The sequence below is a fragment of the Rubripirellula reticaptiva genome (genome assembly GCF_007860175.1).
In the GTDB taxonomy this organism is placed as follows: domain Bacteria; phylum Planctomycetota; class Planctomycetia; order Pirellulales; family Pirellulaceae; genus Rubripirellula; species Rubripirellula reticaptiva.
The window spans coordinates 516,323-542,302 of the sequence record NZ_SJPX01000001.1 but is presented as its reverse complement, the minus strand read 5'-3'; the positions used below and the strand labels follow the sequence as shown (position 1 = coordinate 542,302).

At 55.4% G+C, this 25,980-nt stretch carries 19 protein-coding genes; 7 read left to right on the top strand and 12 right to left on the bottom strand.

All coding sequences use genetic code 11. From position 1 onward, the window contains the following. The first annotated feature begins 35 nt into the window (after positions 1–35). From Poly59_RS01950 to rsgA, 3 genes are all read left to right on the top strand, one after another. On the top strand, positions 36–2,867 hold the full coding sequence (locus Poly59_RS01950; protein ID WP_146532388.1) for a RecQ family ATP-dependent DNA helicase: 2,832 nt from the start codon (positions 36–38) through the stop codon (positions 2,865–2,867). Positions 2,868–2,991: 124 nt separating this feature from the next. Beyond that, entirely contained in the window at positions 2,992–5,025 is a 2,034-nt protein-coding gene (ftsH, locus tag Poly59_RS01945; protein WP_146532387.1) for an ATP-dependent zinc metalloprotease FtsH, read from the top strand. Positions 5,026–5,094: 69 nt separating this feature from the next. Continuing rightward, a complete protein-coding gene (gene rsgA, locus Poly59_RS01940; RefSeq protein ID WP_146533193.1) occupies positions 5,095–6,216 on the top strand; it encodes a ribosome small subunit-dependent GTPase A in 1,122 nt (373 codons plus the stop codon). A 43-nt stretch (positions 6,217–6,259) separates the two neighbouring features. Here the strand turns inward: rsgA and Poly59_RS01935 are convergent, their stop codons facing one another. From Poly59_RS01935 to gcvT, 12 genes are all read right to left on the bottom strand, one after another. After that, a complete protein-coding gene (locus Poly59_RS01935; protein WP_146532386.1) occupies positions 6,260–6,751 on the bottom strand; it encodes a hypothetical protein in 492 nt (163 codons plus the stop codon). Positions 6,752–6,965: 214 nt separating this feature from the next. After that, positions 6,966–8,669 carry a vWA domain-containing protein gene (locus tag Poly59_RS01930; protein ID WP_146532385.1) on the bottom strand — a complete coding sequence of 568 codons (1,704 nt, stop codon included), beginning with the start codon at positions 8,667–8,669 and terminating at the stop codon, positions 6,966–6,968. 42 nt (positions 8,670–8,711) lie between these two features. Continuing rightward, entirely contained in the window at positions 8,712–10,136 is a 1,425-nt protein-coding gene (locus Poly59_RS01925; protein WP_146532384.1) for a magnesium chelatase, read from the bottom strand. 142 nt (positions 10,137–10,278) lie between these two features. After that, positions 10,279–12,546, bottom strand: a complete 2,268-nt coding sequence (locus tag Poly59_RS01920; RefSeq protein WP_146532383.1) for a hypothetical protein — start codon at positions 12,544–12,546, stop codon at positions 10,279–10,281. 205 nt (positions 12,547–12,751) lie between these two features. Then, positions 12,752–13,642, bottom strand: a complete 891-nt coding sequence (locus Poly59_RS01915) for a TIM barrel protein (RefSeq protein WP_246151310.1) — start codon at positions 13,640–13,642, stop codon at positions 12,752–12,754. A 47-nt stretch (positions 13,643–13,689) separates the two neighbouring features. Then, the gene (locus tag Poly59_RS01910; protein WP_246151309.1) at positions 13,690–16,041 is read right to left on the bottom strand and encodes a carboxylesterase family protein; all 2,352 of its coding nucleotides are present in this window, start codon (positions 16,039–16,041) and stop codon (positions 13,690–13,692) included. Then, complete coding sequence (locus Poly59_RS01905) at positions 16,038–16,568, bottom strand: hypothetical protein (protein ID WP_146532382.1); 531 nt, start codon at positions 16,566–16,568, stop codon at positions 16,038–16,040. The genes Poly59_RS01910 and Poly59_RS01905 overlap by 4 nt, the downstream gene beginning before the upstream one ends. After that, positions 16,565–17,167, bottom strand: coding sequence for an RNA polymerase sigma factor (locus tag Poly59_RS01900; RefSeq protein ID WP_146532381.1), 603 nt, complete (start codon positions 17,165–17,167; stop codon positions 16,565–16,567). Before Poly59_RS01900 ends, Poly59_RS01905 begins: the two co-directional genes overlap by 4 nt. A gap of 38 nt (positions 17,168–17,205) precedes the next feature. Further along, on the bottom strand, positions 17,206–17,913 hold the full coding sequence (locus tag Poly59_RS01895) for an FHA domain-containing protein (protein WP_146532380.1): 708 nt from the start codon (positions 17,911–17,913) through the stop codon (positions 17,206–17,208). A 250-nt stretch (positions 17,914–18,163) separates the two neighbouring features. Further along, positions 18,164–19,045: a lipoate--protein ligase family protein gene (locus Poly59_RS01890; protein WP_146532379.1), complete on the bottom strand. Its 882-nt coding sequence runs from the start codon at positions 19,043–19,045 to the stop codon at positions 18,164–18,166. Further along, positions 19,017–19,418 (bottom strand): glycine cleavage system protein GcvH, encoded by a 402-nt coding sequence (gcvH, locus tag Poly59_RS01885; protein WP_146532378.1) that lies wholly within the window; start codon positions 19,416–19,418, stop codon positions 19,017–19,019. The genes Poly59_RS01890 and gcvH overlap by 29 nt, the downstream gene beginning before the upstream one ends. A 63-nt stretch (positions 19,419–19,481) precedes the next feature. Next, a complete protein-coding gene (gcvT, locus tag Poly59_RS01880) occupies positions 19,482–20,606 on the bottom strand; it encodes a glycine cleavage system aminomethyltransferase GcvT (RefSeq protein WP_146533190.1) in 1,125 nt (374 codons plus the stop codon). A 146-nt stretch (positions 20,607–20,752) separates the two neighbouring features. On the opposite strand from gcvT, the gene Poly59_RS01875 reads away from it, so the two are divergent. The 4 genes from Poly59_RS01875 (at position 20,753) to arsS (ending at position 25,951) form a co-directional block, all read left to right on the top strand. Further along, positions 20,753–22,726, top strand: a complete 1,974-nt coding sequence (locus Poly59_RS01875) for a hypothetical protein (protein ID WP_146532377.1) — start codon at positions 20,753–20,755, stop codon at positions 22,724–22,726. A gap of 43 nt (positions 22,727–22,769) precedes the next feature. Next, entirely contained in the window at positions 22,770–23,915 is a 1,146-nt protein-coding gene (locus Poly59_RS01870; RefSeq protein WP_146532376.1) for a DUF1559 family PulG-like putative transporter, read from the top strand. 97 nt (positions 23,916–24,012) lie between these two features. After that, a complete protein-coding gene (locus tag Poly59_RS01865; protein WP_146532375.1) occupies positions 24,013–24,861 on the top strand; it encodes a hypothetical protein in 849 nt (282 codons plus the stop codon). Between the two features lie 79 nt (positions 24,862–24,940). After that, entirely contained in the window at positions 24,941–25,951 is a 1,011-nt protein-coding gene (gene arsS / locus Poly59_RS01860) for an arsenosugar biosynthesis radical SAM (seleno)protein ArsS (protein WP_146532374.1), read from the top strand. Positions 25,952–25,980: the final 29 nt, after the last annotated feature.

The following is a 25,980-nucleotide window of genomic DNA, read 5'->3' as shown; positions in this document are numbered from 1 at the left end:
ATTGTACGCTTTTTTCTTGTTTCGCAACGATCGTCATGGCTGACACACCGGATCCGACCACGCTGCTGAGCCGATTCGGCTTGACTGAATTCCGTCCTGGCCAACGCGAAGTCGTTGATGCGATCGCGGCAGGCAAGGATGTGATGTGTGTGATGCCGACCGGTGGTGGTAAGAGTCTGTGTTACCAACTGCCCAGCTTGGCTCGGGTGGGAACCACGATCGTGGTTTCACCGCTGATCGCCTTGATGAAGGACCAAGTCGACACGCTGCAGGGAATTGGAATTGCCGCCAAATTGATCAACAGCACGTTGTCCGCGGCCGAGCAAACCGATGTCATGAACGAAATGGCATCCGGCAAGTTGGATTTGGTCTACGTCGCACCCGAGCGGCTGCGCAACAGCCGGTTTTTAGACGCGTGCCGTACAGCAAACGTGACCTTGTTGGCCGTCGACGAAGCCCACTGTGTCAGTGAATGGGGGCATGACTTTCGGCCTGACTATTCGCGTTTGGGCCGATTTCGCCAGCGTTACTTGAATAACGTGCAAACAATTGCGCTGACCGCCACGGCGACCCCGGTGGTGCGAGATGACGTCATCGAGATCCTGGGTTTGAAGGAACCCAAGACTTTTGTGACCGGGTTCGCTCGGACGAATCTGCGTTTCGGGGTGACGCATTCGAAAACCGAACAAGAAAAAAACGACGCGCTGCTGGCCTATCTGCAATCGCAATCAGGTGCGGGAATCATCTACGCCGCGACACGAAAGCGTTGCGAAGAAATCGCGGACTGGTTGCCCGAGAAAGCCGGCCGACCGATCGGCGTTTACCATGCCGGCTTGGATCCCATTCAGCGTCGTCAAGTTCAAGAAGAGTTCATGTCGGGCCGGCTATCGGCGATCGTTGCAACCAACGCATTCGGCATGGGCATTGACAAGTCGGATATTCGGTTTGTCGTTCACTACAACTTGCCGGGCAGTTTGGAAGCTTACTATCAAGAGGCGGGGAGGGCAGGACGTGATGGTGGAAACAGCGATTGCCGATTGATGTTCTCGTACAGCGATCGGTACATCCAAGAGTTCTTTATCGACAGCCGGTATCCATCGAAAGCAACCGTCAAGAAAGTCTATGAGTTCTTGTTGACTCGCGAGGAAGACCCGATCGAATTGACGCTGGATCAAGTTCGCGAAGCGATTGACGTCAAAGACGGCAGCGAAGCGATCGGGACGGCTGAAACACTGTTGGCGAAATCCGGAGTGTTACGGCGGCTCGATTCGAATGCGAATTACGCGATGCTTCGGATCGATAGCGATGCGCCGTCGATGTTAGATTTTTTGCCCAAAGAGGCCAGGACGCGGCGGAAGGTCATGTTAGCGATCGAGAAAATTGTGGGGCGACGTCGGCACGAAGACGTGTTTGTTAAGCCTGCACGCTTGATGGAAGCGGCTGATGTCAAACGTGATCAATTGGTTCGAACCCTGCGAGAGCTACGGCGGTTGAAGGCGTTTGATTACTGTCCGCCGTTTCGTGGACGTGCGATCCACTTCACCGATCGCGATCAACGTTTCGAAGACTTGGACATCGACTTTGCCGAACTGGCTCGGCGCAAAGCGGCCGAAACTGAAAAACTAGAATCGGTCATTCAGTTCGCTCGCACCGCCGGGTGTCGCCAACGAGTCATTCTAAATTACTTTGGCGAGGCCGACGCTGACAACTGTGGGACGTGCGATCGATGTGCCCCCGGTGACGGCAGGGCGGGACGCGCCCAAGACGTGGCTATGTCCGATCCCATGAAAGGCGTCGATTCCGATGCGCTGCTGCGTGGGATCCGCGTCGTGCTGAGTGGTGTGACTCGGATGCATGGTCGGTTCGGCAAAATCTTGGTCGCACAAATGTTGTGCGGATCGAAGAGCAAAAAGTTGCAACAGTGGCGGCTGAACCGACTGAGCACGTACGGGTTGTTGTCGGATCTGAAACAGTCCGACGTCGTTGGTGTGATGGACGCGTTAGCGGAAGCCGGTTTGGTAGAACAGAAAGAAGTCGATGACCGTCGGCCGACGATTCACATGGCGGCGATCGGGACGCAGGTGATGATGGGTCAGATCCCGCTGCCGCCGTCGGTGCGTATGCCGATACCGCTAGCCAAGAAACTGGCTCACGCGTCACGTGCGATCGAATCAGGTGACGTCCAAACTCAATCCGCTGGAACCGACGAGGTGCCGGAGGCTGACGAGGTGATTGATCAGGCTGCAGAAAGCGAAAGATCCGAGCCAAGCGAAACTGATGTGACCCGTGACGATGTCGAGACCGAATCCAATGAAGCGGCGGAAGCTCAGGTCGCTGAACTGGCGGAAACATTGAAACGCTGGCGCCGAAAGACCGCGGCGGCGCTGGGGGTTCCCGCATTTAGGATTCTGACCAATTCGACATTGGAACGAATTGCAGAAGCCGCGCCCGTGTCGGCTGCCCAATTGGAGGGCGTTGCCGGTGTCGGGACAGCAACGATCGAGCAATTCGGGTATGACTTGGTGCAATTGGTCGTCGGGTGCATCGAAAGCTTGCCAGCCGAGGAAACTGTTCTGGACTCGGCACCGGTTGCCGAGCCCACGATTGTTCCCGCTACGGCGCCAGTCGTTCCCGTTGCGGCTCCGGCCGTGGATCCCTCGGATGCGTATTGGACATGGCGTTTGTTTCGTGATGGCTATACGGTTCACCAAATCACCGCGATTCGCCGCTGTGATTTGGCGTTGTTGGTGGATGATTTGGTGGCTGCTGCGTCATCTGGTCATGCCGTCGATCCTGCCTGGATTGATTCGCCTGCGGCGGTGAAACGGATTCGGGCGGCGTCGGATGGAGGAACGGTCGTCGGTTAGTCACTTTTGATGCAAAACACTACAATCCGGTGACGAACGCAGACCCTCATCGTGAATCAGCCTCAACCAACCCCCGGGCTTTGTCCTGGAACCCATAAAATTGCAGAAGGCCCGAAGGCAAGTAATGGATAAGAAGTCAGACGACCAGAGCCCGAAAAACAATGTCCGGGACCGTGTCAATGGAACTCCGGGCCCAGAAAATCAGCCGAATCGACGCAACAACAACTCGCTGCTGATCGCGTTGATCTTGGCGGCGTTGGTGTTGATGTTGTTCTACAACCGCAGCGAAGAACGCTCGCTGGTGTCGGCAAGTTTCTTTCAGCATGAGCTGGAACGTGGAAACGTCGAAAACATTCTGATCGGTGAACAGCAAGTTTTTGGCACTTTTGTGACTCGGCCCGAAGCTCCGCCGGTCGAAGTCGATGGCAAGGAAGAAGTTCGCAAAGGTGAAGATGGCGAACCGGAAAAGTACCTGAAGAAATTCGCTTTCAACCGATCGACTGACGCCGGTTGGGTTGTCCAACTGCAAAGTCAGTTGGAAAAGGCGAACATCGATTACGGTTATTTGGCGAAGGACAATACGGAACAGGTTCTGTATTTCCTGTTGATGGTGGGGCTGCCGCTAGGCGTGCTGTTGTTCTTGTTCATGATGCTGCGTCGATCACGCGGCGACATGATGGGCGGCGGATTCTTGTCCGGATTTAGTAAGAGCCCGGCTAAGCGATTCGAAGCGACTGACAAGATGGTCACGTTCGATGAAGTCGCTGGCCTTGAAGGCGTGAAAGCAGACTTGCAGGAAATTGTTGAATTTCTGAAGACGCCCGAGAAATTTCAAAAACTCGGCGGCCGGGTCCCTAAAGGTGTGCTGCTAAACGGACCACCCGGAACCGGCAAGACATTGCTCGCTCGGGCTGTCGCTGGCGAAGCGGGTGTGCCGTTCTATAGCGTTAACGGCAGCGAGTTCATTCAGATGTTCGTCGGTGTCGGTGCCAGCCGAGTCCGTGACTTGTTTAAAACGGCCAAAGAGAACAGTCCTGCGATTATCTTCATCGACGAAATCGATGCAGTCGGTCGCCAACGTGGCGCTGGTCTCGGCGGCGGTCATGACGAACGTGAACAAACGCTGAACCAAATCCTTGGCGAGATGGACGGATTTAGCGGTAATCAAGCGGTGATCGTCGTCGCCGCAACCAACCGTCCTGATGTTTTAGACCCAGCTTTGTTGCGACCCGGTCGATTTGACCGTCACATCACGGTGGGCCGGCCGACAATGAAAGGCCGCGAAGCAATCTTCAAAGTCCACGTTCGTGATGTTCCGCTAGCCGATGACGTGGACCTTCATCGCTTGGCCGCCGGAACGGTGGGGTTAACCGGTGCGGACATTCGCAACATGGTCAATGAAGCGGCGCTGTGGGCGGCTCGGCAAGATAAGAAAGTCGTGGACATGGACGACTTTGACAACGCCCGCGACAAAATTCTGATGGGCGCAAAACGCGAAGAAGTGTTGCAGGACAGTGAAAAAGAAAAGACGGCCTATCACGAAGCCGGTCACACATTGACGGCCTGGCATTTGGACGGCGCTAATGTTGTTCACAAGGTCACGATCATTCCACGTGGACGCGCTCTCGGCGTGACTCAATACGTGCCAAACGAAGATCGCTTGAGCATCAGCAAACGTGAACTCGATCATCAACTGATCGTTCTGCTGGGTGGACGTGCGGCCGAAAAAATCGTTTACAACGAAACCACCGTCGGCGCCGAAAACGATCTCGAGCGAGCCACCAGTATCGCACGGCGAATGGTCACTCACTGGGGCATGAGTGCGAAGATCGGCCCGGTTAGCTATAAGACCAGCGACGAGGATCCGTTCTTGGGACGCGAGATTCATCAGACTCGCCAGTTCAGTGAACGCACTCAAGAGTTGGTCGACGAAGAGGTCGCAAGGATTTTGATGGAAGCCGATCAGAAGGCCGAGCAGTTGTTGCGCGAACATCGCGGCGAATTGGAGAGTATCACGCGGTCGTTGCTTGAGCACGAAGAGCTTGGTGAAGCCGAATTGACCGAGATTCTGGGGCTCTCGATTCAGGTTCGTAACCGTAATTCCGATGGTGCGGCGCAAACACCCGAACCCGATAGTGCTGCTGACTCGGCATCTTAGGCTGGTGCCAGGCGACCGGGTGAAGTGAACGATCGAACCTGCCGACTGCACTCGCTGTTTCGCGAAAACATGGCCAAGAAAAAGAAAAGCTCGAACTCTCGAACCGCTTTCCGTAAACACCACCAAGGTCGTGTTCGCGGCGGCGATTTGACGCGAGATTTCACCGGCGGAAAAGAAATGGCCGACCTGTCGCGTGGCGAACGGGTCAGTGGTAAAGGCGACCTGACTCGCAAGCGAACCATCGTGTCCGAAACCGAGTCCGAGGAAGCGGCGTCCAAGGCCGAACTGATTTCCGGACGCGTGATCAGTGCTCACGGCCTGAAATGCAAAGTCATGGCGGATGACGGATCAATGTACGAGTGTGCCATTCGTCAAGTCTTGAAGTCGCTTAGCATCGATGGCCGATCCGCCGTCGTCGCTGGCGACTTTGTTTGGTTCCGCGCCGACACACCCCAAGACGGAATGATCGAACGAGTGGCTGACCGTCACGGCATCATTTGCCGGACCAGTCGCGGTCAACAGCACATCATTGTCGCCAATATTGACTACTTGCTGATCATCGCTAGCGCCGCTCAGCCGGGCTTAAAACCGGTGCTGATTGATCGCTTTCTGTTGACGGCGAAACAGTGCGATGTTGAACCCGTCATCGTTCTGAATAAGGTCGATTTGGTCGAGCCAACATCGATGCAGCCGATCATCGGCGCGTACGCCGCGATGGGGTTTCGTGTTTTGATGACATCCGCCGAAGACGGCACCGGCGTCGACTATCTGCGTGAACTTTTGCAAGGAAAGCAGACAGCACTGGCCGGTCAAAGCGGTGTCGGAAAGAGCAGCCTGTTGAACGTGGTTCAGCCAGGGTTGGGGTTGGCCATTGGTCGTGTTAGTACCGACAACGACAAAGGCAGGCACACCACGACGGCATCGCAGTTGATCCCGATTGAAGGTGGCGGTGCAGTTTTCGACACACCCGGCATTCGTCAATTTCAGTTGTGGGACATCTCGGCTGGTGAGGTCGCTGGCCTGATGCCCGACATGCGTCCGTACGTCAGTTCGTGTCGTTACCCGAATTGTTTGCACTTAAGCGAAGACGATTGCGCGGTCAAAGATGCGGTCGCCGACTCGCGCATCGATGCGCGGCGCTACGACGCCTATTGCCATCTGCTCGAAGACGACTTGTTAGTCGAAGACTGAGTTGCCCGTAGTTCGGCGCTGTGGGATCGGCGAAGCGGCGTGGTTACTTGAGAAATGGATTGCCTTGGACGCCCGTCGTGTTGACTTTGTTGCGCAGAACTTCGGCTGCCATAGGCATTCCCGATTGCGGTGAGTGGTCGTCCGCAACGATTGATGAAATCAGGCTGCCCGATTCATCGTTAAAGATGTGTTCGATCGTGACCTTTCGAAACGCGGCCTCTTTGGCTAGCGGATCACTGCTTGTCATGCTGGTGACGATTTTTTGAAAGCTCGCACCGTGATTGCTTACCGCTGCCGCTTTGCCTGCATCGGTCACGGTGTACCTGAACTCAAGACGTTTCTTGTTGTCGGCGAAAACCTTGTCCAGCGTGGTGGATGCATCGACTTTGCGAGGTTCGGCCGCGACGGCATCTTTCAAGAGAGTGCCGTAGGACTTTTGCGGTTCTGATTCGCAACCCTGGCCGCAGCAACCCACCGTGTAGACCAACAGCGTGGATGCAAAAAGAACCAATCCGGTAGAGGTGCGATTAATCATGATGACATGGGATTTCGGGTGGCTAAGAAATGGGTGTTCAAGCAAACGCTAGGTCATCCGTAGCCGTAAATCCCAAGTTCACGTCGCGACGTCTGTAACACCGTGGGAATCAATTCATAGAACCGATACAGGCGCTACGATCGATTGAGTCGCCATCGCGAACTCGATCAGAGCCGGTCTTTGACCGCGTCATCCGAAATTGGTCCCGCTTACGCTATGAAATGATTTCTCGGCGGTTCTGGACGTAGTCCCAGAGCACGAAACGATCCAAGTCTTTTCCGCTGGTGAAGAAAACGCGGCCCTGCGTCGTTTGCGCAAGCCGCTGAGCAAACTGAACGTCTTCTTGGCTTTGAGACCAACTGGGAATCAAGAAGATGTTGATCGTGATGCCTTCTTTGCTGCACATCGCAGCCTCTCGCATCGTTGCTTCTTCGGTTCGCGGATGAGGCGGATACAGCATGTAGAGCTGTTCTTCTTCGAAATGAGCGGTAGGCAATCCATCGGTAATCAATACGACTTGTCGGTTCGGTGTGTCGCAGGTTGCCAGATTGCGGCGAGCCAATTGCAAGGCGTGTTGGATGTTGGTGAAGTGCGGATGCACCATCGCTTCGCTGATATCGGGCTGACTCATGTCGGCCCGCAGCTGGACCCATGGATCATGGATGGTCACTGGCTTGGGCATCAGTTCGATGATCTCACCGGGTGTTCGCATTTTCGCGAAAGTGTACATCTCGATGAATTTCAAGAAGTCGCCGGGGTACTCCGTCGTGATCAGTCCCTGCAGTGCGAGTGCCATTCGCTTGACATTGACGTACTGGCCGTCGTATCGCATCGAACCGCTCATGTCCATGATCACAGCGGTCGCGCACTTAGGGTGGTTGCGGGTTTTATGGACTTCGATGTCGTCGCTGCGCAACCGAATCGGCCGCTCGTCGCCTTGGCGAAGCAACGCATTGATGACGGTTTGCGGCACGTCAATGTTCGCAACACTATCACCAAACTCGTAGGGTTTGGTTTGTTGAAGTTCAACCGCACCCTCGCCCACGACATCACCCTGGTGACGGCCGGTTCGCGATGGTGCCAGTTCGCTGAAGATCCGCTGAAGCAGTCGTCCTTGAAAGATTTTGTAGGCCTGCGGTGTTAGTCGAAATCCACCCTTCCCATCAGGATCCTTTTCTAATCCTTGACGCTCGGCTTGTTCACGCATCATGTTTTCGAGCTGCTGCTGCATCTCTTCTAACTTTTGCATATCGCCTTTGTCGGCGAACTCGGACAACATCTCCATATCGATGATGCCGATCTGCGCGTCTTTGGACGCCTGTTCCAACTGGCTTAACAGTTCGTCAATCTTTTCGAGCTCTTCTTTGATCTGAAGTGCTTTCGGAATCGACATCGATTCGTTGCCAGTGAAATCATATTTCGATTCTAGTTCTTCGAGGTTGTGCTTGTCGCTCATGCGAGCGCTGATGTTCATCAGGCTGCGCGCCAGTTCGCTGTTGTCGCTGTCGGCGTGATACCAAATTTGTTCGATGATGTAGGGCTGTTCGTAAGTGATCGCTTGGCGAAAAGCTTTCTCTTGGTTCTTGGGAACCCGTACGTTCTTTGACGAATTGAAATAGGCTTTCCGTGCCTTCTTCTGGACCGTTTTCGCTTCGTACGTTTCAAGAATCCTTCGTTTGCGTTCTTCCAGCATTGCGCGCAGCATGTCCAGGCTGGGCCCGAGTCCCGCGATTTGGCTGGGATCTAGCTTGACCGCGCGGGCGAGTTCTTCGGCAGACAGTTCTCGATAGTTGCCGTACATCATCGCCTGCTCGAAAGCGGGCGATACCAAGTCCGGCGGTTCCTGGGTGGGAGGCGGGAACGAAGCGGGATCGTACTTCTGGTAGGCGTGAATGATGCCGCCGACGCGAGACTTCATAGGATATTCCAACACTCGGTGAACGAACTGCGTGGGATTCAATCAGACTTCGTACTGGATTTTGCCGTGGCGTTGGCTGCGGCTGATTTTGTCCATGCTGTACAAGCCCGCCAAGACAAACTCGACGCACGAAGCACGCACGGCTTCATTCTCACTCGCGTTGACTTCGAAGGCTTTGTCCCACGCCGGTGGAACGCTCTTCAGTCGTTCGGCATAGTCGCTGCTGGGCAGCATGTCGCCGACTTCAATTCGAACGCCGCCACGAAAAATCTCGGCGATCTCAGCAAGCCCGTGTTCCTCGACGTACTCGCCAAACACGATCCGGATGGCTTCGGCCACGACGGCATCCAAGACTTGGCGTTCGCTCATCTGGTGAGTTCCCATCAGGTCGAGTTCTAGCTTGCCAAGCGAGCTGGCATATAAGTGGCCAAGATCGCTAATCCGCGGCACGGCCGGTTTCTCGTCGTTGACGATGCCTCGTTGGCGAGCGGAGGCGACGATCGTTCGGAAGTTCGCCAGTGAGAACCTCGCTGACACACCGGAAGCTTGGTCGATGTACTTGCTGCGCCGGGCTTGATTGGTGATCTCTTCGACGATCTGGTACATGAAGTAGGGTACCGATACCGGATATTCACCGTCGAGCTGTTCGCCAACTTCCTGCTGCAGGATTGCAATTCCTTGATCACGCTCGGCCGGATAGTGAGTTTGCACAATCGTTCCGATTCGGTCCTTCAACTGCGGGATCACCTTTCCGCTGCGGTTGTATGTCGACGGGTTAGCCGAGAACAGGATCATCACGTCGATGTCAAACTGAATGGGATAGCCACGAATTTGAACGTCACGTTCTTCCAGAATGTTGAACAAGCCGACCTGGACCAATTCGTCTAGTTCCGGCAACTCGTTCATCGCAAAGATGCCGCGGTGCATTCGCGGGATCAGCCCAAAGGAGAGGGCTTCCTCGGCGCTCATGCTGACGCCACCAGTCAGTTTCGCGGGATCAATCTCGCCGATGATGTCGGCGAACTTTGTACCGGGGCTCAATCGTTCGGCGTACCGCTGCTTGCGATGCCACCAGCCAATTTTTATATCGGCAGGATCATGTTCTGCGACTAATCGCTTGCCCAGTGACGAGATCGGCTTTGCGGGGTCTTCGTGAATGGGCAGATCGGGATGGTCAATGTACGGAATCCACTCGTCTAGAAATCGCGTCAACATCCGCATCATGCGGCTCTTGCCTTGTCCCTTTTCACCCAAGAACAGCATGTCGTGCCCGGCTAACAATGCTAGGTTGATTTCTGGGATCACGGTGTCTTCGTAACCGATCATGCCCGGAAAAAGTTCTTCGCGAGCGGCCAACATTCGCGTGAAGTTATCGCGAATCTCTTGTTTGACAGTCTTCGATTCCCATCCACTTTGGGTCAGTTCGGCAAGAGTGCGGGGTTGGGGTGGGGCCACGATGGCGTTCATACCGACAAGTCCTGTGTTGGGTTCCGATTCAATGTCCCCGCATTGTAGGCCGTTGCCTAGTGATGTGACGAATCAAATGGATCAACCCGAAAAGCCTGGCGACGATTTCGGTGGTTCAGCGGCTGATTGTTCGCAAGACGGTTCAGTTGTCGCTGCGAAGCATGGTAACCGTCAATTCGGTTTGCAACGGCAAGGCATTGTCGTTGGCCGGTGCCATGGGGATCCGTAATCCCGTATCTGCATCATGGATGCCAAGGAAAATGGCGGACGCCAAGTTTTCGCTGTCGAACGTCCAAACGACACGATGAGCACCCGCGGACAGCAGGATCTCGGTCGCAGAATCCAGCGGATCAAACGTCACGCATGTGCCATCGATTGAAACCGACTGTTTGCGAGCGTCGACCCCAGCAGCGATCGATACCTTAGCCATTTGGACGCGGTCAAGATTCAGGTCGCCGACAAAACGAAACTTCAACCCTGAAATTTCCTGTTTGAAACGCTTCCGGACGGTTTGAATCATCGATGGCTTGATTGCCACGTCCAGCTGGTAATCAATCTGGACGCCAAGGTCGGTTGCGTCGGCTTCGGCATCAAAGATCGCCAGCATCCGACCGCTCATGCTTGATTCGGTTGAGGGCGATGGAGTGGGCGTTTGTTTGATGGTGGGTTGATCGGCAGGAGTCTGTATTTCGAGGAACGCTGTTGGCGCAAGCGGTGATGTCGCTAGCAGTGCGAAGGGCGTTCGCAGGTGAAGCGGAAGAGTGTCGAGTTGTTCGTCAATCAATCGCAGTTGATTCAATCGCAGCAGTCCACTGGCTGCGTTGCTTGCGCGCTGCATCCAATCGATCGCGTGAAGTTGCATCGACTCGGATGCTCGCCCATCGGCTCGCTTTGCGGCACTGAGCCATCGCTGTGCCATGTCGGCTAATTCATCAGCAGGAGCGTCAACCGGCATCGCAAGTTCTTGACGCGCCAGCGATGCGATGCGAGTGTCGGTGGACTCGGTAAGTCGAGAAAGCGAATCGTAATTCCATCGACGCAGCATCAAGCACTCGTATCGGCCAAGTGCGCCTGCATGCTCAATCTCTGCCTTGATGCTCGTTGAATCGATCTGTTGCTGAAGCGTTCGTGGCGACTGAGTGTACTGAGCGAGCGAATGATGCATCCGCCGCATCTGTTTGGTAGCCAATCGAACTGCATTCACGTCCGCAAGTTTACTTGAACGCGCGCCACTAAAATCGGTGCTCATCAAGCGGTCGGTGATCTGGTCGCATCGATCGAATGATTCACCGGCTAGCAGTGATTCGCAAAGGGCCAAGCCGATACGGTGCAAATCGTTGTTTGGCCCCTCGGTGTCGGCATCGTCAACTTTTTCTAAGAACTCGCGAACACGGGCTTCGTCAGGCGACTCGGTCGGTTCGGCTGGTGCGGTCGGCAATGGCGCTGTTGCGAATGCTTCCGCTGGTTCGTTTGGCGTCGGATTGGCGACGGAGGCCAAGTCCCGGTTGGCAAGCAGATTGTTCTTCGGTTCCCCATCGTTGCTTGATGGTAGGAACACCGATGGGGCAAGCATCTCGGTGTCATCCGAGTCGGCCGGTGAAACCAACGGCGCCGCGTAAGTGATCGGGTTGGCAAAAGGATCCGGCAGGAATTCAGTGCGTTCCGATTCGACGATCGGCTCTGCTGATTGATTGCTGGGCGCTGGTAGTTCTTGTTCGAGAATGCTGGGTTGACGCACGCTCGCAGGCACACGCGACGCTGTTGTTTGTTCTATCGCTTGCGAATAAGGGGAGTCGAATTTCGGCGCCATCGTCGAAAAGCCCACCGCGACACTGGCAATCAAGCCGCCGATTGCGAACCACGTCCACGATGGCAATAGTTTTCGTCGCAGTCGTTTTAGGCGTCTCGACTGGGGAGTTGATTCCAATAAGTCATCATCGCCAAGCTTTTGCAGCCAGACAGTGTCAGAGTTTCTAGCGACAGGCGTTTCCAACGAAGGAAAGTCGATCCCCGCTATCCATTCGTTCGCGTCGACCGTTTCGGTGGCCGACGAATCGGATTCGCTTGGATCGGATCCCGCGAAACTTGCATCGGCTGCGCCAGCGCGGTTAAAAAAGTTTGTGTTGCCCGCCAGGCTCAGCGTGCTCGGCAAGATCCGTCCGACGTGAGCCCGTTGATGAATGTTGGTCCGCAGACGCGGATCCATCAAACGGTACGCCGATGTCGCGACGCGCGACAGTTGCAGCGCATCCTCGGTCGATTTCGCCTGCAAACATCGCTTGGAAAGGCTTCGTGATGTTCGCACGATTGCACGTCGAATCACCGCCAACCGAAGTTCGTTCGGTCGGACGCCCAGACGACGAAAATCTTCGACGTTCAGGGTGCTCGGTTCGGTGTTCGTGATTGGCATGGGAGTGGCCGTCGTCTTGGCGAGCGGCATTTGCCGAAGGGGTCACGATCGTCGTCTGGACTCTGATCGTCTTCAGCGGTGGGTGAGGGGTACGAGTTGGACACAATCAGCGAGCCTAGGTTCCCTCGTAATTGAGGTTTTGCGGAGGCGAGGTTGATTGCGGGAAACGGTCTTCCGCCCGATCTTAGCTCAACCCACGTCCGCTTTACACGTCACAAACTGTGAACGCTTGTTCAAGGGAGCGGATTGGGTCATTGGACGTTGGAATGAATTCCTGGGCTATGAATCCTTGATAGCCCGTGTCCATTATCGCACGAATAACCGGTGGATACTGAATTTCTTGGGAATCATCCAGTTCGCCCCGGCCTGGATTTCCGGCGGTGTGATAATGCCCCACAATCGCGTGGTAATGGTTGATATTCCGGATCAGGTCGCCGTTCATGATTTGGACGTGGTAGATATCGAACAGCAGTCGGAAGTTCGGCGAATCCATCGCTTTGACCAAATCGGCACAGTGGTGGATGTCATCGCCCCAGTATCCGGGATGCCCTTTCATGGGGTGCGAATCGTCTCGGCTGTTGAGATGCTCAAGCACAATTCCGATGCCGTTCGCCTCGGCATACGGCAGGACTCGCTTCCAGCTAGCGAGGCAATTCTTGGTGGCTGCTTGGTCCGAAATGCCTTCCTTTTTCATGCCAGTGAAGGTGATCACGTTGGGCGCGCCGTATTTGACGGCAAGATCGATGCCCTCGCGCAGTTTCGTTTCCACTTCGGCATGGTTGTCTGGATTCAAAGGGCCGTTGGAAAAACCATGGCTGCTGGTTAGCGAAATCTTCAGTCCCAATTGGGTGACGGCGTCATAGTGAGCAGACGGAATGCCTTCGATTGCTTCCAGCCCGATTCGGCGACAATGTTTGGCAAGTTCAACCGGCGGAATGTCCTTGAAGCACCATCCCATCACCGATTGGCGAACGCCGCGTTTTGCGGGCGTTGGGTTCAAGTCCGTTTCGTTCGCAGTCGCAACCGACACGGCGGATGCCAGTGCGGTCGTACCAGCAAGCAGGGCGGGGCGGGCCAAGAATTCACGTCGTTGCATCGGATTTTGCTTTGGCACGAGGGAAGTTGAATCGTTCGCTGAATTTGTTACGGAATGGTGGTTTGGAACCAGAAGGCGCGTTTACGATCGGCACGTTGCCGAGCGTCCTCGAGCAAGGTGTCGAGCGTTCCGTCGAATTGGAAGCGATACGGTCGACTGCCCGAGCGGACAACGATCTCTTTCGAGATGTCGATTCCTGGTTGCGGACGAAGCAGCAGTCTGAAGGACTCGGACGGTACGCTGGAAATGCGAATTTGGTTTCCAGCGCCAATTGACGCATCGACTTTCGCTGATCGAATCTTTGACGTTCGGTCCCACAAGATTGGGTCGATTTGAACATCGGGTTTTAGTTCCCCCATTTCGAGCCACCAGTAAAATTGGTCGCCCTTTCGCATCGTGGAAACGTTGATTTCTTCGGGAATGTCACGCCGCGTGTGAGCGGGTGAATTCATCCACTCGAACAGGTGCGGAATTTCGTCGAAGAACGGTTCTCGTCCTCGACCGCGATACATCACGACCATTGCGTCGTGGTTGAACGACATATAGTCATCCATGATCGATCCATCGTCGCGAATTCCATCGCGTTCGCCTTTGACGATGTAAAGCGGCACGTATCGCGCGTTCAACTCGAAGTGGTGAATGGTCTTGGATGGATTGGCGCTGATTGGATTAACGCCGGCCCACAAATCGGGATGCGCAAGTCCAACGTCCCAAGCGGCGGTTCCGCCTTCGCCGTGTCCAGACAAAAACACCCGATCCGAATCGATCGACGATCGTCGCATCGCATCACGTAGCGACGCCAGGATTCGTTCATGTTCTTGGGGAGTGTATTCGTAGGTGCGTTGTTCCGGACGACTCCATACCGGTGCGACCACGATGTAGCCGTTCCGCGAGGCGTGGCCCATCCGAGTGCCTGTTTGGTCGTCGAACTGGCCCGCCCACCAATCGATTTGGTCTTCGGCATATCCGCCTGATTGGTGCAGCGACACGATGCATGGGTACGAACGCAGAGGGTTGTATTCGGGTGGCAGCTGGATCGCGTATCGAGCCTTCGGCGTGTCAACGTTGTAGAAGCCGTCGGCGCCCTCGACGGCTGAACCTTCGGGCCATGCCAAGGTTGGCGCCAGCAACGGCAACATTCGGTCGACGTATTCGGGCTGAGCACCTTCGAGCGTTTTCAGTTGCTCTAGAATCGCCGCTCGTCGCCCCGCGTCCGGTGACCCCAGGAACTCGGCGACCAAGTCGCGCACTTTGATCAGTGCTGTCGCAACGCTTAGGTTTTGTTCGCCCGAGCCACTGCCCAGCAACCAGCCCGCGATCGCCAGGGCAACTCGATCGTCCAGTGCGACGGTTTCGGCCGTTCCTAGCCGAACATAATCGCTAAGTCGAGCCAGCGTATCGGGCGAAAGCCCGGCTGCGATTTCATCGATGATCGGTCCCAGCGGTGCGGCTTGAACGGGATTCAGTTTCGCGACATGCTCGCGCAATTGTTTGGCCAGTGCTGCTGCTTGATCTCGCGAGTCGTTTAGTTTTTTGAGTTCATCCTGAACTTGAATTCGTGTGATGCGGCCGACCTTGTCGGCGGGAAAGTTTTCAAGAATGCCACGAGCCACGGTGTATTGCCCAGCATCGATGCGAACTTTTGCTTCGTCGAGCAATTGAGTCGCTTGCCGCTCGGTCAACGAGATCAGCAACGCTTCAAGATCAATGTCGTCGGGAAGATTCTCGATCGACGACAGTGCGTCCTTGGCATCGTCGAACCGCTGTGTGTCGGTAAAGAAACGTACGGTTTCCAGTTTACCGTCTAGGTCCTCGGCGGGGATGCGCCGGTCGAAGATGCGTTTCAGCGTCGCCGAGTCGATCGATGCCGTAGCGACTCGCATGTCCCAAAGCAGCGCCGGTTTACCTTTCAATGCGATCAGTTTTGCGTAGCGTGAATTCAGTTCGGTGATGCCCTGGATGACATCGACGAGGCCGCTGTCACTTCGCATGGTCAGTTGTCGGCGACCAAATTCATTGAATGGCGAGACGCCTACGATGGATCCCAACACTTCCGGAGTCTTGCCGCCAAGTGGTTTGGCTTGTCGTAGCACGATTGCTTGGGTGGGGTCGGCAACATCTACGGGGTCGCCTTGTGCCATCCCTTTGCCATGGATGTAAATGCGTCTTAAACCGTCGTCAATGATCCAAATCGGACGGACTTGGGCTTGGCCTGCGGCGGCTGCACCAAAGCCTTCCTTTAACGTCGCGATCTCGGCCATCATGCCTCGTAGCACCATTCCGTTTCGCAGTTGAAACAGTTGCTCGGCATGGGCTGTTTTTGCAATTGCAAACTCGATCAGCAAAGCGATCACTGCAGCGACTGCAACCTGACCGATGCGAGGGTGCTTGAGCATCATGATGTTTGACCGTCGCCGGTACCGGTGGTCAGAATTGTCACTGCTCGAATCAACGATCGTCCGAGCGGCGCGACGCCCTCGCGCACGGACCGAACCGTTGGCATGGTCTGGCTGATCCAGTCGCGGTCTCTAGCTTCGTTCCACCAAGCAACCGGATCGGCGTGTTCGAGAAGTTCGTTGGGAACCGCTGGCACGTAAGCCTGTGCGGTCGGTGCCACCGGCTGGTTCGAGTAGAACGCCAGCCCGGTCATGGTCGCTAGTACCATCGCCGCCAATGCGATCCATGCTAGTGAAAGACTCGATGTTTGCGACGTGCTGAGGCTTTGCGGTCGCAGAACGGACGCAGAATTTGCCGCTGGTCGTGGTGATGGCAAGGCAAGGTCGATGGATCGCCAAGCGTCCAGCGTTTGCTGGCACCGGGCGCAGTGGTCTGCATGCGAAGTCAGTACTGCATCGGCGGACAATGGACGCCGCTGGTCCAGTCGCTCGTGCATTCGTTGTTCGAATTGTGCGCAACGGTCAATCATGTCGTGACCTCTGATTCGGTTGGGCGCCCGTTCGGATGGTCGGTGGTTTGGCGACTGCGAACGTCGATGACTTCGCGTTCTCTTAGCGATTCGATCAACTGCAATCGCGACCGGTGGACCCATGTCTTGATCGTTCCGATCGGCCGGTTCATTCGATCGGCAATTTGAGCATAGTCCATTGAATGTTCGTGGAACATTCGAAACGCACGCTGGGGATCGTCGGCCAACTGGCCGATCGCCAACTGAACTTCTTCGGCCAGCGAGTCGGCTTCACGTTGAAGTGTGGAAACGATGGTCGCCGGTTCTTCGGATGAAGCCAGTGACGTGTGATACGGTTTCCGGGCCATCAGTGTGCGGCATCGGTTGCCTGCAATCGTGACCAGCCAAGGTTCCAGCGGACGGCGGCGGTCCCATCGATCAAGATAACGAGCGAGTCGTGAAAACGTTTCCTGAGTGGCGTCTTCGGCGTCTTGGCGATGTCCAAGCATTCGCAGACATATCTGAAACACCAACGCGTGATGGCGTCGCATCAGTTTCGCAAACGCGTTTTCGTCGCTGTCCCCAAACTGGTCGGCAAGCAACGCATTGGATTCATCCACGGGCGAACCTGATGTCGATGGCGTGAATAGTTAAGCGACTATCGTCCGCTGAAAAACCGCTTTAGCGCATTGTCGGCGGCGTCGCGTGAATTTTCGGTCATCGCCTTCTTCATGTCAGCAGGCAATTTCCCTGGCGCCTTCTTGTCCTTCTTGTCGGGACGCTTTGGCTTCTCGGATGCCGTGGACTCACTGACTGACAGATCCGAGTTATCGGTGTCGCTATCGTTTTTGCTGTCGCCACCGGTATCCGATGAACCCGTGTCCAAACGGAACTGGCGAGTCTCGGGGTCCGAAAGTTTGCGCACGCGGTCGATTTGGTCCGCTTCGTCTAACCAGTCGTTGACATCGACCGCCTCGAAACGGCTGTCGTGTGAACCCGCTTCGACGGTGCGTGCCGCCGCGTCGCCGACACCAGAAACTTCGGGCTTCTTGACCGCTTGCAGTCCATGCTCAATCACCACTTCGAACAGCAGTTTGCCAATCCGAAGCTCGTCGCCACCCTTCAGTACTTTTGCTTTGTCGACCGGCAAACGTTTGTCGTTGACGAACGTCCCGTTGCGGCTTTTCAAATCCTGAACCAGCACACGATTGTCTTTCAGGACAATGATGCAGTGTTTTCGGCTGACGGATTCGCTCTTGGGACGAAGCTGGCAAACTTCACTGCGTCCGACCAGGAACTTCTCGCTCGAGACGGCGATTTCCTTGCCCTCGTGACTCCCGGTAAGGACCTTCAGCTTCACTTGCATCGATCAACCTCTCATGCATCGGTATAGACGTTTCCGTCACGATCGGCCTGCGATTGCCGATTTCAAGAAATGGGAGAGTGCGTCAGCAGAGTCGTTCACGGCCTTGCACTCTCAAAACTCAACGAACAGCATCATTCTAAACGCTTTCGCTTTGGCGAATATGCCGATCCGCGATATTTAACGCAATACAGGACAACCGTAAATCGATTTTGCACGATCTTTCCACCCACTGGGGCTAGGTCCGGTCAGCTTACCGGCGGTGGAGCCAGGACTCGGTCGCAAAACGGTTTTCCGAAATTTCGGCTGCACGGTCACGTTCGGCGGTCGTCCATTGACCGTCAGTCCAGTCAATTTCAAGCTGATTAGCAAGATGTTCGACCAGTGCCTCGGCTAGGCCCTCCGCAGACGCTGCGGTCGCACCAAGATCCCAAATTCCCGGCAATTGAGGTGCGAATCGACTTGCACGGATTAGCAAGCTGCCATGTTGCAGAACGGCCCGTTTGCCTTTCCGTTGAGCGCTGCCCAGGATCTTGTAGCCGCTAACAATCAAGTCGTCGTCAGTCCGTCTTTGGAAGCAAAGAAATGGATCAGACCGCGAGGTGGCGGCGGGGTATGACGAATTGTCGCAGGCAGAAACTTTGTTGAGTACGGTTGCCGAGAAGGGCGATGCAGAGACGCCAAAATCCGAAATCGCAGCGACCAAAGCGTCGTGACTGTTGCGGTAGAGTGGGCGGTTGGCGCCGGTTTGCAGGCCAGTGGTTGGCCACGCGATACTGTAGGTCAGTTCCTGGTCGTGCAGGATCGCGCCGCCACCGGACGAACGGCGAACGCAGGCGACGCCGCGGCTTTCGACATGCTGCTTGCGCTCGTCGTAGTTTTGAAAATAACCAAGTGACAACGTTGGCTCGTTCCAGAGGTACAGCCGAAGCGTCGGCGGTCCGCCCGCATCGACGGATTCCAGCATCGCTTGATCGATCGCCATGTTTTCGGCGCCGCCATGACCGGCAAGCGGAATCACTCGGCCAGTACGTCCCGATTGGCTCGCGTTCGATGGGCCTAGGTTTGCTCGACCTGTGTGAAGGGGCAACGGTTCGTCCACGAAATCAGCCTGCTTCGCCGCACTGTTTTTCATACGTGGCGTGATCCATCAGTTTGTCGCGACCGGCGTCGCCATCAAACTTCACCTTGATAATCCAACCAAAGTTCAGCGGATCGTTGTTTAGTTCTTCTAACTGGTCGGGCAGTTCCGAGTGGACTTCCACCACCTCGCCACTGATCGGGCTGTACAACGGGCTGACCGCTTTGACGGATTCGACTTCGCCAAACTCTTCGCCCGCCGTCAGCACTTTGCCAACTTCCGGCAGGTCCATGTAGACCAAGTCATTGAGTTGCTCGATCGCAAATGCTGAGATGCCAATCGTGGCGATTGATTGATCAGCATCCGTGGTCAGGTCAACCCACTCGTGAGTTTCAGCGTACAACAATTTCGACGGGTCGCGCGACATGATGAATCGTTTCGGGTTGGTGGATCAGAGAGGGCAAGCTTCGCGATCGCGAAGCTGTGGAAATTAAACTTTGTTCGTCGGACGTTTGTAAAACGGCAAAGCGGTCGGAACGGCATTGACCATCTTGCCGCGAATATCAATTTGGTATCGGTCCAATTTGGCGTGCGCGGCATCGACATAGGCCATTGCGATCGGGTGACCGAGTGTCGGGGAAGGGCCGCCGCTAGTGATCGTACCAATCCTTTGTCCGTCGGGTGTCAACACACTTAGTCCTTCGCGTGCCGGGCGTTTGCCTTCGGGCAGCAATCCGATGCGCACGCGGCTTGGGCCGTCGGCAGCGATTTTGGCAATCGCGTCACGACCAATGTAACTGCGCCCGTCTGAATTGCATGCGAATGACAATCCAGCGGTGATCGGATCGATCGTCTCATCGAGTTCGTGGCCGTACAGCGGCATCGCGGCTTCCATCCGCAGCGTGTCGCGGGCGCCCAAGCCGGCAGCCAAAAATCCTTCGTCGCGGCCAATCAGCATCAGGTTCTCCCAGACGCGGTTAGCTTCTTCGGCTCGGACGACCAACTCGAACCCGTCTTCGCCGGTGTACCCGGTTCGGCTAACGATGACAGGTTTGCCCATCTGGTCGGTAATGACCGCTTGATAGTATTTTAGCTTCGCGGGATCCGATTTGAACAATCGCTTGCAAACATCCATTGCCTTAGGACCTTGGACGGCAATCATCGCTGTCAACTCAGTCCGGTCCGTCATCGTGACGGTCGGAAAGTCGGGCATCCGAGGCGTGATCCAGTCGATGATCTTTTGCCGGTTCGATGCATTGACGACCAGCAAATGAAAGCGTTTTTGAGACGGTGTTTCCAAGTTCGAAACAAGCACGTCATCGAGGACGCCACCGTTTTCGTCGCAAATCAATCCGTAACGAACTCGGCCCAACGGCATGTCCGACACGCGGCGGGTTAACAAGTGATCCAGCAGGTTTTCGCTGCCGTCGCCTTCGAATTTCAGCCGGCCCATATGCGACACATCGAACACCGCCGCAGCGGTTCGGCACGCCTGGTGTTCGGCCACGATCGACGAGTACTGAATCGGCATCTCGTACCCAGCAAAGGGCACCATTTTGGCGCCAGCCGCACGGTGCCAGGCGTCGAGAGGAGTGGATGCGAGCGAGTCGGTCATGCGATCGGGACACTGGGGTAACAGGCAAAATCCGTCGGCGAGAGCGTTCTCGTCCAGGAAACGGATTCTATCGATCACCGGACGTGTCGAAAGCCCCACCCATTTTGTACCCAATCCGAGGGAATCGAAAATGCTACAACCACAGGATGCAAAGACGAACCCAGTGGACGCTAATCGGGCTGATTCTAGTCGCCGTGGTCGGAGTGGTCCGCATGCACAGGCTCTCACGAACCGGCTCGGAAGAATTCGCGATGTCGCTGCACAGGCTTCGTTCGGCCACCATAGGGAAGGTCGCCGATTGCCGAACGCCAGCACAGCTGTTCCCCGATCGCCAACTTGACTATTGGAATCGCGCGATCGACGAAGTGTTGGCTCAGCATCCGCATGACGCAGGACTCCACGCCGCCGCCGCGACGGTGCTTAGTCAGCCATGTTTGCTTTTTGCATCCGATGTCGCCACCGAAATTGCAGGCAGTGGCCAGTTCAACGTCTGGAATTATGGCGGCGACGTGATGGCGAGGATGAAAGACTCGCGGGGAGCTTTCGATGTCAACGCGGCTGGTCGTGGGACCGAACTGATCCGCCGGGCGATCGAACTCGATCCCGACAATCGGATTTGGTGGCGTGTTCGGGCACGACTGCTATGGCCGCCCATGATGTCGAACGATGAAGACACACCGCGCGAAAAGGATTGGCAGGAAGTCCTGGCCAAGGCACGCGATGTTGATGCCGGGAACTCGCTCTATAACATTATCGAAGCACGACACATGGCAGAGCAAGCTATTGACTTTGACGAAGAACTTGAATTCGTCGTCACCGATGCGGCCAATTGGCAAAGAGCGATCAAGCTTGCCGGGCAGATCACAGCGGCTCAGGAATTGATTCTCGGCGAACCCGCGATCAACGGACTGGTTCGTTTGCATCAGTTGGCTGGGCATCCGGTCGCAACAACCACCGAGTCGTTGCGGTCTCGGTTCGTCTCGCAAGAATTGGTGATGGACGTTTGTCAGTTGATCCGTGGTTTGCTGCGGATGTCCGAAGTGAAATCGTCTCCGTCAGGTTCGCTTTCACCGACCGAACTGGTCGCCTTGGCAACTCAAATTGCGGATGTCGCAGTCGCTCGGTCCGGTGCTGAGATTCGCTACGACACAAACGTTGCCAAGCTGCGAGTTTGGGCGTGGCGGGAACGTGAACGGCTGGAGAAGGAAGCAGGTGAAGTCAGCGAGTTCACCAAAAGAGGACTCACCGATGCCATCGTATGGGAAAATGACTTAACTGCGGCTTCGGTGGCGTTCGCGTCTGCGATCCAGGTTCAATCCAATCCGGCTGCGGAGGCCGTCAGTGCGATATCGATCGCCTTGATAGGACCGTGGATGTTGATGGTAGTGATCACGCTCGTGCTTTGGTTTGCAATGGGACGGCAGGCCTCGCATCTTGCCTTGTCGCTTCCGTTGGGACTGATGTTTCTAATCGCAATCGGTGTCAGTTTTGTTTTTCTTGGCGTCGTTCCCGCCCGACAGATTAGCGGCGCGATTCAAGATTGGATGCTAACTGCACTCGTCTTTGCTTGGGGCATCGGCATGGTTGCCGGCATGGCGATGCGTTCGCGGTTACGACTTCGGTTTAGTATCCGTAGCTTGTTGATCGCAAGTGCGGTCGTCGCGGTTGCATTTCAGCTCGCGTTTCAATGGCAAATCGGGTGGGAATCGCTGGGATTGCCGATCAAGGCGAGCGCAACAGCCGACCAATTTGTCGCGATCATCGAATCACAAGTCGCACCGGATAGCGAGACTTGGTTGTTTGGTTCGAAGTGGATTAGTCGAGCAAACGCAGAATGGTTGGCTCATCACGGACCTGTCGCAAGCATCGCGATTTTCGGCATCGGCTGGATCACATGGATGATTTGGCGAAGAGACTGGATGCGAGAAATTGGGCACCTTTCCGCGACATCGCTTGCGTTTGCAGTCGCTCCGTTGTGCGTTTGGATCTGGGTCGAACCGGCAATCGTTGCAAGTGTGCGGCCCAAAACGGCAAGCTACGAACGTTACATTGAATCTGTCGACGCGTACTACTCGCCGCTGGAGCGAGCAATGTCGCTTGCCGATGACGTGGCTAGATAGACTGGCTCGTTCAGGATTGAAGCACAGACACCAAGGTTAAGAAATGCAAACGCGTAACGGCATCACTAAAGTGGAGTGCTTTGTGGTGATCACATGCATCGTAATCGTGATGGGATTGCTGATTCCGTCTGTGGCTCATGTTCGTCATGGAGGACGACGCGCTCAGTGTGCGACCAATCTAAAGAATCTCGCGCTGGCATCCATTCAGGTTTCCAGCGTGCATGATCAGTTTCCTGGATACCTGAACGACTTTGGGAAATTCGACGCTACAAAGTCAAACGAGGAATTTCGTAGTCACCGAAAAGTTGGTGCCTGGGGCGTGTCGTTGTTGCCATGGCTGGATGAGCAGCCGACATTTGAAAGGTGGACAGAAGATCGCTACGCCGTTGTTGCGGTTGGTCAACAAATTGAAGGTACAACGCCCGACGGGTACCTGCTTCAAGCGGCGCCTGACTTGGCGATTTTCCAGTGCGACAAAGATGACTTTGATGGCGATTGGTTGGGTGGCCGCAATAGCTATATCGCCAACAACGGAATGTGTCATCGCGGACCCCGTCACGAAAACGAATGGACGATTGTTCGTGACGATGGTGAGTCCGTGAATGTCGATTTTGCTCGCTCCATGTCCGTGGCAAACGGAGTCTTCAATAACAAGGCTCAAGCCGTCGATGAAACGGGACAACCGGTGGCGATCGGACCGCGTGTACGGCTGGATGACTTTCGTGACGGGCAAGGGCTGACGATGTTGTTTTCCGAAAGCACCGATGCGCTGCCCTGGCATCGAATCAGTGCCGATGCGATTGTAGAGGCGCTCGTTGCTGTCGAGCAACCGTTTCTCTATCCGGAATCATCCCGATACATTCATGGCATGGTGTGGCACTATGAGGATTCGCAGGGGGAGGATTCCGAAGTACGTGACAACGCCATGATTTCCGCGGTAAGCACTGCGATGCCAGTGCAAAGCATTCACCGGATCAACGGAGCTTTTCAAGGTGAACCCCGTCTGTCAGACTTGGCTCGTCCGTCGTCGTTTCATGTCGACGGAGTCAACGCTGCGTTTGCTGACGGCGCTACACGTTTCATTCAAGACAGCATCGATTACCGTGTGTATCAATCGTTGTTGACACCCGATGGCCAACATAGCGAAATGCCGAAGCGGGATCATCGGCTAGGGAGCGAGGACTTCTAGTGTTCTTGCTGGTGTGGTCGTATCGTTCTACTTCGACTGCACTGATCTTTTTGCCTAGCCTCTTTTCATCACCCGCCGGCGGATTGGAATGGATTCAATGAACAGCTCGGCCGCTACGGTTCATTTCGATCGAAACCGGCAGTCTCGCAATGATTGGGATTCTTTTGCCGATCACCGGGCAAGCGTGACCGGGCTGATCCAAGCGGTCGGTCGGCGGCGAGACGCCAATGCGAAGTCGGACGATGAGAGCCTGGTCGTTCTGGGGGTGGGCAATGGCAATGACCTTGATTTGCCGTCGTTGATCAGTCGCTATCGTTCAACGACGTTAGTGGATCTGGATGTCGAAGCGATCGAGTACTGTCGATCGCGTTTGCCTGCAGATGTTTCGGCCGTGGTTGATACGGCCTCGCCCGTTGATCTGTCGGGTGTTCTAGGTCGGTTGCCGGCCTGTGATGAAAACGCATCAAAATCAAAGTGGGACACGTGGTTGCAGCAGGCTCGGAATCCTGACCCCGGTAGCGTGCCGATGGGCGACGTTGTGGTATCAACCTGTTTGATCAGCCAGCTGCTTGACACCGTCATCTGCGGACTGCCACCGGATCATCCGCAATTGGCCGATGCCATGCTGGCCGTTCGTGATGGTCACTTGAATCTGTTGTCGCGATTGACCAAGCCGGGCGGGACGGCGATTTTGATCACGGACATGGTTTCTTCCGACACGCTTCCCCAGTTAGATCGCGTGAGTCGTTTTAAGTTGCCAAAGCTTGTGCGTGCGGCGGTTGAGTCTCAGAACTTCTTTACCGGGCTGAATCCTGCGGTGCTGATGCACAAGCTTTCGCCACCCGAGAATGATCGGGCCGCGTCGACAGCGATTCACGGTCCCTGGCGTTGGCGGCTTGGTCCGAGGTTGTTTGCTGTCATCGCTATCACGACCGAAATGAAATGAGCGGATAGGTCCGGCATTTGGTCATCGATGATACGATAGAGACTCGAATGCCTCAAACTCTTTGAATCACAAAGGTCAAATGTCTTCGCTGTTACCGATTATCGATGCTGGATTGCCGACCGGCATTGTGGAGCCGTTTGCCGACCGAGTGCACCGCGAGAACCGGTCGCTGGTGCGGAAGACGATTTCGGAGTTGCAGATCAACCTCGGCAAACTGTGCAACCAAACCTGCACGCACTGTCATGTCGAGGCTGGCCCGACGAAGAAACGCGAGAATATGGATGCGAAGACGGCTGCTCGGATCGTAGAACTTGCCGAGAGTTGTGAGTCGATTCGGACGGTCGATTTGACCGGTGGTGCGCCTGAGATGAACGCCAGCTTTCGTGACATGGTGAAGTCATTTCGTCGCCGAGGCTTGCGAGTGATTGATCGCTGCAACTTGACGATTTTGTCCGAGCCTGGATTCGACTGGGTGGCCGATTTTCTGGCGGAATACGATGTCGATGTCGTCGCGTCGTTGCCGTGTTACTTGGAAGACAACGTCGACGGCCAGCGTGGCGACGGCGTTTTTGCTCGCAGCATTGACGGGCTTCGGGAATTGAATCGGCGAGGTTACGGCAGTGGAGACTCTCGCCGGAAGCTCGACTTGGTTTTCAACCCCACCGGGCCTTCTTTGCCACCCGATCAATCAAAGCTTGAAGTCGACTATAAACGTGAATTGAAATCTCGTTACGGGATTTGTTTTGATAGTTTGTTGTGCATCACCAACATTCCCATCAAACGCTATGCGACGTACTTAAATAAACGCGGCAAATTAGATGACTACATGCGTTTGTTGGCTGACAACTTCAATCCGGTGACTGCGGATCATGTGATGTGTCGTTCGCTGATCTCGATCGGATGGCAAGGTGAAGTTTACGACTGTGACTTCAACCAGATGCTCGAGATACCCGTCGGTGGCAAGTCGCGAACCACCGTTTGGGATATCGATTCGTTCGAAACGTTTGCGAGCGAAAAAATCGCCGTTGCGGATCACTGTTACGGTTGCACCGCAGGTGCGGGCAGCAGTTGCAGTGGTGCGGTCATTTGAAAAACAATTCCTTCCCTAAAACTTGAAAC

Bases quoted from the DNA above. Each gene is read 5' to 3' on its own strand.
- Poly59_RS01950 (WP_146532388.1), top strand. From the start codon at position 36: ATGGCTGACACACCGGATCCGACCACGCTGCTGAGCCGATTCGGCTTG.
- ftsH (WP_146532387.1), top strand. From the start codon at position 2,992: ATGGATAAGAAGTCAGACGACCAGAGCCCGAAAAACAATGTCCGGGAC.
- rsgA (WP_146533193.1), top strand. From the start codon at position 5,095: ATGGCCAAGAAAAAGAAAAGCTCGAACTCTCGAACCGCTTTCCGTAAA.
- Poly59_RS01935 (WP_146532386.1), bottom strand. From the start codon at position 6,751: ATGATTAATCGCACCTCTACCGGATTGGTTCTTTTTGCATCCACGCTG.
- Poly59_RS01930 (WP_146532385.1), bottom strand. From the start codon at position 8,669: ATGAAGTCTCGCGTCGGCGGCATCATTCACGCCTACCAGAAGTACGAT.
- Poly59_RS01925 (WP_146532384.1), bottom strand. From the start codon at position 10,136: ATGAACGCCATCGTGGCCCCACCCCAACCCCGCACTCTTGCCGAACTG.
- Poly59_RS01920 (WP_146532383.1), bottom strand. From the start codon at position 12,546: ATGCCAATCACGAACACCGAACCGAGCACCCTGAACGTCGAAGATTTT.
- Poly59_RS01915 (WP_246151310.1), bottom strand. From the start codon at position 13,642: ATGCAACGACGTGAATTCTTGGCCCGCCCCGCCCTGCTTGCTGGTACG.
- Poly59_RS01910 (WP_246151309.1), bottom strand. From the start codon at position 16,041: ATGATGCTCAAGCACCCTCGCATCGGTCAGGTTGCAGTCGCTGCAGTG.
- Poly59_RS01905 (WP_146532382.1), bottom strand. From the start codon at position 16,568: ATGATTGACCGTTGCGCACAATTCGAACAACGAATGCACGAGCGACTG.
- Poly59_RS01895 (WP_146532380.1), bottom strand. From the start codon at position 17,913: ATGCAAGTGAAGCTGAAGGTCCTTACCGGGAGTCACGAGGGCAAGGAA.
- Poly59_RS01890 (WP_146532379.1), bottom strand. From the start codon at position 19,045: ATGAAAAACAGTGCGGCGAAGCAGGCTGATTTCGTGGACGAACCGTTG.
- gcvH (WP_146532378.1), bottom strand. From the start codon at position 19,418: ATGTCGCGCGACCCGTCGAAATTGTTGTACGCTGAAACTCACGAGTGG.
- gcvT (WP_146533190.1), bottom strand. From the start codon at position 20,606: ATGACCGACTCGCTCGCATCCACTCCTCTCGACGCCTGGCACCGTGCG.
- Poly59_RS01875 (WP_146532377.1), top strand. From the start codon at position 20,753: ATGCAAAGACGAACCCAGTGGACGCTAATCGGGCTGATTCTAGTCGCC.
- Poly59_RS01870 (WP_146532376.1), top strand. From the start codon at position 22,770: ATGCAAACGCGTAACGGCATCACTAAAGTGGAGTGCTTTGTGGTGATC.
- Poly59_RS01865 (WP_146532375.1), top strand. From the start codon at position 24,013: ATGAACAGCTCGGCCGCTACGGTTCATTTCGATCGAAACCGGCAGTCT.
- arsS (WP_146532374.1), top strand. From the start codon at position 24,941: ATGTCTTCGCTGTTACCGATTATCGATGCTGGATTGCCGACCGGCATT.